At 71.0% G+C, this 7,201-nt stretch carries 6 protein-coding genes and 2 pseudogenes; 2 read left to right on the forward strand and 6 right to left on the reverse strand.

The window, feature by feature from the left end:
* Together UW392_RS17870 and UW392_RS17875 are read right to left on the reverse strand one after the other, a co-directional pair.
* A partial coding sequence (locus UW392_RS17870; RefSeq protein WP_320776019.1) for a helix-turn-helix transcriptional regulator occupies positions 1-1,906 on the reverse strand: 1,906 nt, incomplete at its 3' end.
* Between the two features lie 339 nt (positions 1,907-2,245).
* Positions 2,246-2,686, reverse strand: a pseudogene (locus tag UW392_RS17875) (ATP-binding protein); the annotation flags it as partial.
* 53 nt (positions 2,687-2,739) lie between these two features.
* Here UW392_RS17875 and UW392_RS17880 point away from each other — a divergent pair.
* Positions 2,740-2,886 carry a hypothetical protein gene (locus tag UW392_RS17880; RefSeq protein WP_320776015.1) on the forward strand — a complete coding sequence of 49 codons (147 nt, stop codon included), beginning with the start codon at positions 2,740-2,742 and terminating at the stop codon, positions 2,884-2,886.
* Positions 2,862-3,195, forward strand: a pseudogene (locus UW392_RS17885) (helicase associated domain-containing protein); the annotation flags it as partial. The gene UW392_RS17880 and the pseudogene UW392_RS17885, both read left to right, overlap by 25 nt.
* Positions 3,196-3,471: 276 nt before the next feature.
* Here the strand turns inward: UW392_RS17885 and UW392_RS17895 are convergent.
* From UW392_RS17895 to UW392_RS17905, 4 genes are all read right to left on the reverse strand, one after another.
* The gene (locus tag UW392_RS17895) at positions 3,472-4,713 is read right to left on the reverse strand and encodes a low temperature requirement protein A (RefSeq protein ID WP_320776016.1); all 1,242 of its coding nucleotides are present in this window, start codon (positions 4,711-4,713) and stop codon (positions 3,472-3,474) included.
* Positions 4,710-5,069: a hypothetical protein gene (locus tag UW392_RS17900; protein ID WP_320776017.1), complete on the reverse strand. Its 360-nt coding sequence runs from the start codon at positions 5,067-5,069 to the stop codon at positions 4,710-4,712. Before UW392_RS17900 ends, UW392_RS17895 begins: the two co-directional genes overlap by 4 nt.
* A 145-nt stretch (positions 5,070-5,214) precedes the next feature.
* Positions 5,215-5,529 carry an SDR family NAD(P)-dependent oxidoreductase gene (locus UW392_RS67005; RefSeq protein ID WP_414496328.1) on the reverse strand — a complete coding sequence of 105 codons (315 nt, stop codon included), beginning with the start codon at positions 5,527-5,529 and terminating at the stop codon, positions 5,215-5,217.
* Positions 5,530-5,597: 68 nt separating this feature from the next.
* Positions 5,598-7,055 (reverse strand): aldehyde dehydrogenase family protein, encoded by a 1,458-nt coding sequence (locus tag UW392_RS17905; RefSeq protein ID WP_320776018.1) that lies wholly within the window; start codon positions 7,053-7,055, stop codon positions 5,598-5,600.
* Between the last annotated feature and the right edge of the window lie 146 nt (positions 7,056-7,201).

Raw genomic sequence — 7,201 nt, forward strand, 5'->3', positions numbered from 1 at the left:
GATGCGACGACACGGTCCGCGGCGAAACGAACAGACGCGACGCGATCTGCGGGTTCGACAGCCCCGTCGCCGCCAGCCTGGCGACCTCCAGCTCCTGCGGGGTGAGGGCCTCACCGGCCTTGCCCCGGCCGGTCCGCGTCATCCCGGTGGCACGGAGCTCCGCAGCGGCCCGGGCCTCCCACGAACGGGCCCCGAGCTCCTCGAAGCGGCCGCGGGCGGCGGCCAGCTGCACCCGGGCCTCACGGTTGAGCCCCTGACGGCGCAGCCTCTCGCCGTACGCCAGACGAGCATGGCCGACCTCGAAGGGCCACTGCTCGACGCCCGGCAGTGCGAGTGCCTCCTCGAAGCACCGGACCATGTCCTCGGCAGCCGATGTCATCGCCGTGACCGTGGCCGAACTCAGCGCGAGCCGCGACGAGAGGTGGCCGACACCGGCGTCGCGCAGCGCGTCCGCGTGCCGTCGCGCCTCCGCGTGCCGTCCGGTGCGCACGGCGGCCTCGACGAGGTCCGGCGCGGACCACACGGCCTCGGGGTTGAACGGCGGCAGCACACCCGGGGCGCAGATCGCTGTGGCGTGCCGGAAAGCTGTCTCGAAGTCGGCGGCGCCGAGGGCCGCCCGGGCCGCCGCCTGGTGGGCGCAGTTCTCCAGCCGCCGCAGTCCCCTGGGCCCTGACCATCCCCAGACGGCCTCGCAGTGGCGGCGGCACGCGTCGAGGTCGCCGCGCTGGGCCGCGGCCATCGCGGCGACGTAGTGCCCCACCTGGGCGAACAAGTGGTATCCCGTCTCCTCGGACAGGGCGATGAGCTCGTCCGCGGCGTCGGCCGACGGCTGCCACCGGCCGGTGTAGAGGTCGTCCAGGGCGACGAACATCAGGGCCGGCATGCTCGACCCCACCGCGCCGCCGTCGCGTATGACCCGGGACACGGCCTCGCGACAGCCCGGAAGCCGGTCGAGGTAGGAGGCGGTCAGGGCGGTGCGGATGACCACGTCGGCGTTACTCTGGTCCCTCAGCCGCGCGATCTCCTCGTCCAGGCGGCGCAGCATGCCGTCGGTGACGGAGCCGAGGTCGTGGTGGACGCGCCCCAGGGACGCCGCGGCGGCGGGCGCCGCCGCGGGAAGCTGTGCGAGGACCTTGGCCAGAGGCTGCCAGTGCTCGGGCCGGCCCGAGTACTGGCTGGCGAGCGTGAGGGTGAAGAGCGCGGTCTCCAGCTCGCCGGACGGCGGACCGGGCGACACCGGCGCCTGCTCGATCGCCTCCATCAGCAGCGCGTGGGCGGTGTCGGCGTCCCCTTCCGTGACGAGCACGAGGAAGCCGGCCGTCGCGGCCGCCGAGAGCGACCGGGCCGCCGGATCGCCCTCGACCTGGCGCATGATCTCGTGGCTGATCTCCAGATGACCCGCGACCCAGGCGGCGACGTAGGCGGCCTGCGACAGGCGGCGTCTGCGGACGGCCCGGTCGGGGCTCAGCTCGGCCGCGCGCCGCAGCCTCGCGATCGCGCCGTCGGCGTCACCGCGTCGCAGACTGCTGCGGGCCGCCGACTCCACGACGGCGGCGACCGTCTCGTCGGGCGCCGTCGTGGCTCTCGCGAGGTGGTCACCGCGCCGCTCGGGCTGGTCGCCCAGCGCGTCGGCCAGCCGGCGGTGGGCGCTGCGCCGCTGCTCGCCGGTGGAACCGTCGACCACCGCGGACCTGACCAGCGGGTGCCTGAAGCGCACCGTGCGGCCGTTCTCCGCGACCATGACCAGGTGGTCGCGCTCCGCGGGCGCGAGCCCGTCGAGCCCGCCCGGTCCGCCGGCCGCCTCGAGGATGCCGATGTCGCCGGAGCCCTCGAGAGCCGCGAGCAGCAGTACCTCGCGCGTTCTGTGCGGCAGCCGTCCGACGCGGGCGCTGTATAGAGCGCGCACGTCCCGTCCCTGGCCGCTCGCCCACCCCGCCCCTTGGCCGTGTTGGCCGCCGGACGCCCCGGCGGACCCGGCGAACTCGAGCAGAGCCAGGGGATTTCCCTGCGCCTCGTGCGCCAAGGTCGAAAGGACCCGACGAGGGAGGTGGGCGAAGCGCCGGGACAGCAGTCGCAGGGCGTCCGAGTCGCCCAGCGGCGCGATCTCGAGCTCCGGCAGACCGGTGGACCGGAAGGCTTCGTCGGACTCCGTTCGCCCTGCTCCGAGCAGCCCGATGCGGCGACCGCCCAGTCTTCTGGCGACGAAACCCACCGCGGCCCGGCTCGCCTGGTCGACGGCATGAAGGTCATCGACCACGAGGAGCAACGGCCGCTCCTTCGCGGCCTCGTCGAACAGGGACAGTGCCGCGTTGAGGACGGCGATCCGGCTCGGCGCGGGACCGGCGCCGAGACCGAGGGCGACCTCGAGGGCCTCCCGCGTGGAACGCGGCAGACGACCGAGCTCGTCCGGCAGCGAGCCGACGAGCTGATGGAGCCCCGCGAAGCTGATGTCCGTCTCGTACTCGTCGCCGCTCCCGCGGACGACCCGCATTCCCTTCGCCACCGCCAGCTCGGCGGTCGCGTCCAGGAGCGCCGTCTTCCCCACGCCCGGATCACCGGTGAGCAACAGGACAGCTCCGCCTATCCCGGCCATGCCCAGGAACGCCGCCAGCTCGGCGAGCTCGCCCTCCCGACCGACGAGCCCAGTCGGGCCGACACCCATGCCTGTCCTTGTCTTCGCCCACATCCGCCGTGTCCCTCGCTATGCCTCGCGAGGCAGTCGAACCACCAGCCACGCACTTGACCAGCAATTATCGCATCCACCGGCGAACGGATCCTGAAGCCATCTGCTTCGCCGACACCCGCAGCTCCCAGGCGAAGATCGTGCAGAACACCAGCCGGGCGCTGCGGCCCCACCGCACCGGGTCCACCGACCCGGATCCCTGATCTGGCCGCAGGGCCGACAAGCCCTGCGGCGCCGGCGAGCCGAGAACGAGATCACCGGCCTCTACGCCGTCCCGTACGACACGGGACCGGGGTTGGCGCGACGAAGGCTTCTCCGCTCGGGAGGTGGCTTCACCGGCAGAGAAAGGCGCTGTGGGCGGGCGAGCTGGAACTGCGGCGCAAAGAGCTGCTCGACGCACGCGAGGCCGGGATGGCCCGGGAACCGGGCGAAGATGCCTGGGGGCCAAGCTCGCCGCACTACGGTCCTACCGGCGGGCTACAGGGCACCTCGCGCCGCGTCAGTACGCAGTGGTGCGGAGGCGTTGAGGACCTGGTGGTCTCGGCTCCGTCGATGAGTGCGGGACCCACTCGGCGGTGCTCACAGCGCGTACGGTCGCCTGGGTCGCCGCGTCCCTGCCCGGCCGTGACGTCGTCGTCCAGGGCCGGCGGGTCCGCGGTGCCGAGCGGGCGCGTCACCGTAGCCGGCGTGAACAACGTGTCGCCGTCGTTGAGCAGGTACACCGGGCGCACGGCACGGGCGCCGTCGTACGCCGTGCCGGCCAGGTTCCCGCGGCGGCGAGGGTTCCCTCACGGAACTGGCACCGCGACGCTTTCCTCGCCCCTCCCGCGCTCCGGGCTCGCCCCGAGCGCCGTCAGCGTCACCCCGGCTGCCACCGCCAGCGCCGCCACCAGCCCCGCCGCGAGCACCGCCCAGTGCCCCAGGAACGTACAGACGACCACCAGCAGCGCCGTGGCCGGCAGCACCGACTGCTGGGCGATCCCCACCTTGTAGAAGCGCGAGTGCAGCGCCCACACCGTGAGCAGGAACAACGCTGTCGGCAGCGTCACCGCTGCCGACGCCGACAGCGCCGAAAGGTGCGTCTTGCCCACCGCCTGCTCCACCGCCACCTCCAGGCCGGCCCCGATCGCGGCACCCGAGACGAAGATCAGATAATGGCCGTAGCCCCAGAGGAAGGACTGCCGGTTGGACCGGAGGTGCCCGTGAATGGGGACCGCGAAGTACACCCACCAGGCGGCGAAGATGATCAGCAGTCCGCCGGCGGCGATGGGCAGCAACTCACCCAGGGCCTCGTGCTCGTCGATCCCCGACTTCACGGCGACGGTGGCCGCCGCGATGGTCTCGCCGAGCACGATGAGCGTGAGCAGCCCGTACCGTTCGGCGATGTGGCGGGGGTGCCAGGGCGTGGGGTGGGCCCGCTCCGCATACAGCGGCACGGCCATCTCCAGCAACGCCATCACCAGGAAGACCCACGGGCGGCCGGCCTCCGGCAGGGCCAGTAGCCCCAGCCAGCCGATCTGGCACAGCCCGATGGCGTACCGCAGCGCCATCGTCCGCTCGGGGCCCTGGCTCGACCGCGCCACGCGCAGCCACTGCGCCGTCATGGCGAGCCGCATGATCACATAGCCCAGGACGACGACCAGGTACGCGTGTTTCTCGAACGTCTGGGAGACGCCTGCCGTCAGGACGAGCACGCCGGCCATCTGGATCAGCGTGACGATCCGGTACAGCACGTCGTCGTTGTCGTAAGCCGAGGCGAACCACGTGAAGTTCATCCACGCCCACCAGATGGCGAAGAAAATCATCAAGTAGTCGAGGATCCCCTCGCCCGTGTGTCCCTCGACCATGGCGTGTACCAGCTGGGCGCCTGCCTGGGCCATGGCAACGATGAAGCACAGGTCGAAGAAGAGCTCCAGTGAGGAGACGTCGCGGCGGGTCTCGTCGCGGCCTCGCGCCGTGAGCCTGCGCAGTGGTCTGTGGTGTGCGGGCGCCGCGGAGCACACCGGCGGCGGAACCGGGCTGCTTGTCATCTGGTGAGCCAAGCTCCGAAATGCCGCTGCAGTCGGGGACTGATATGCCAGACCATCGCTGCTGCCGCCGCCGGGACGAGTACAGCGAGTCGCACCGGCAGGTACAGATCCTCCAGAACAGGGTTCGTGGCCAGGCCCAGCAGGACGATGGTGGGGTAGATACCGCACACGGTGAGGAGCCACAGCTTCCAACGCCGGACGGCGGCCGGAACGGTGGGGTTGGACCGGGGTTCGGCATTCGCGAACGCGTCCTGGCTCTGCGCCCGGAGCGTGTGCCGGATGTCTGTCACTGCCGGGGGACTCGGCAGTCCAGGATCGTCGGCACCGTGGGCATCAGAAACAGTTCTCTCGTTCATGGACCACTCCAAATCCGAAATGATGCGTATCGTTTTGATTCCATCGGTTCCTGCGCGACCGAGGCGATGTTGGCGCTGCGTGATGGGCTGCCCGCGCGCAACAGCGGCAGCAGTTGCCGGGTGGGCAGCACAGGGCTCAGACGGCTCACCGCCAGCCGCTGCCGGTATCCGTCTGCCGGCATGCTTGGGGCGGTGCCGTTCCAGGTGAAGCCACACCCGCGTTGCCGACCAGCACGTCGAGGCGACCGTGCCGTGCCGCCACTTCAGCCGCGGGTCGCTGGGTCTCGGCCGGAGCGGGTAGGCCGGCGATGTATCGCCCGGCCCCGAAACGTTGCGCGACCGGCACCGGTCGCTGCGGGTTACGACGGTGCAGAAGCAACTGGTGCCTGGCTACCGCAAGCTCCTCAGCCAGAGCGAGACCAAGAGGGTTCGTCGCTCCGGTGATCAGAATCGAGGCCATGGTGCACCCTTCCTGTGCAGAAGGGCCGCCCGGCGCCCAGGTGGGCGCCGGGCCAGGTGATGAAATGATCAGTGAGCGGACTGGGTGTGGTCCTGCTCCACGTACACCTTGAGGGCCTGGAACTCCTCGATCGCTCGCGGGCCGCACAGGTAGCCGTAACCGCTTCCCTTGACGCCGCCCTCCTCGAAGTCCTCGCTGATGGCTCCCCAGGTGTTGATCCATACAGTGCCGGTGCGGATGCGCCGGGCGATCCGGCGGGCCTTCATCGAGTCCGAGCTGAACACCGAGGCGGCCAGGCCGTAGATGGTGGCGTTCGCCTTGGTCACGGCGTCGTCCTCGTCGTCGAAAATCTCGAACGTCTGGACCGGACCGAAGACCTCTTCCTGCACGATCCGGACGTCGGTGCGGTCCACCTCGATCAGGCTCGGCCGGTAGAACGCCCCGGTGGCCAGCGGGCCGTCGGTGACCACACCGCCGCGCAGCAGCACCGTGCCGTACGAGGCGGCTTCCTCGACGATCGCGTCCACCCGCTGGGCGGACGCCCGGTCGATCACCGGGCCGAGCTGAGCCTTCTCGTCGTCGCCCGACCCGAGCCGCACCTGCGCGAGCGCGGCGGTGAGCCGAGTGCGCACCTGGTCGGCGATGTCCCGGTGAACCAGTACACGTGAGCCGGTGCAGCAGAACTGCCCGTTCATCAGCACCAGCGACTGCACAACAGTCGGGATCACCATGTCCAGATCGGCGTCGGGAAAGATTACCATCGGCGCCTTACCGCCCAGTTCCAGACCGAGCCGCTTGAGCGTGGTGGAGGCCGCGGCCGCGATACGGCGCCCGACCGGCGTACTGCCGGTGTAGTTGATCACGGCGACCTTGTCCGAGGAAACCAGGAACGGGGCCCCGGTGTTGCCGGACTCGGTGAACACGCTGACCACACCCGCCGGGATCTCCGGGACCGAGGCCAGGACCTGCGCGAAAAGCTCATTGGTCAGCGCCGTCTGAGCCGGAAGCTTGACCACGACGGTGCAGCCGGCGGCCAGCGCCGGGCCCAGTGCCCGCACGGTCAGCATGATGGGAGAGTTCCAGGGAGAAATGATCCCGGCGACACCGAGCGGCTCGGGCACCGAGTGGGTGTACTGGCCGGGTGCCGTCTCGGCGGCGCGCCCGGCGGTCTGGGTGCGCGCAGAGGCCGCCGCGTACCGCAGCCACCCGACCGCACCGCTGACCTCCCACGTGGTCTCACCCAGCAGCTTGCCGTTCTCCCGGGACAACATGGCCGCGACCTCGGGCACCCGGGCCTCGAGGGCATCGGCCAGCCGGCTGAGCGCGGTCGCCCGGAGCGAGGGAGTGCGCGCCCATTCGGTGGTCTCGAACGCGGCGGCGGCTGCGTCCACGGCGGCCGATGCCTCCGCCTCGCCACCGTCGTAGAAGGAGCCGACGACGGTGCCGTCGGCCGGGTTGATCGATTCCAGGACCGAGCCGGAGCCGGTCCACCGTCCGTTGATCCAGTGCTGCGCGATGGTGTTCATGGTCTGCTCCTCGTGGTATCGCCCGGGTACCGGGCGGTTTCGATGTCTCCACGAGAATGGCCCGGCCACCGTGCCGACAGCCTCCGTCAGCTGACTGACATCCGGCCGACCGCTCGCTTACGTCAGTACCGGGGCAGTGCTGGGAC

It is taken from the genome of Streptomyces sp. CRN 30 (assembly GCF_034105845.1).

Coding starts and splice junctions, on each gene's coding strand:
- UW392_RS67005 (WP_414496328.1), bottom strand. CDS start 5,529: ATGGCCTCGATTCTGATCACCGGAGCGACGAACCCTCTTGGTCTCGCT.
- UW392_RS17905 (WP_320776018.1), bottom strand. CDS start 7,055: ATGAACACCATCGCGCAGCACTGGATCAACGGACGGTGGACCGGCTCC.
- UW392_RS17900 (WP_320776017.1), bottom strand. CDS start 5,069: ATGAACGAGAGAACTGTTTCTGATGCCCACGGTGCCGACGATCCTGGA.
- UW392_RS17895 (WP_320776016.1), bottom strand. CDS start 4,713: ATGACAAGCAGCCCGGTTCCGCCGCCGGTGTGCTCCGCGGCGCCCGCA.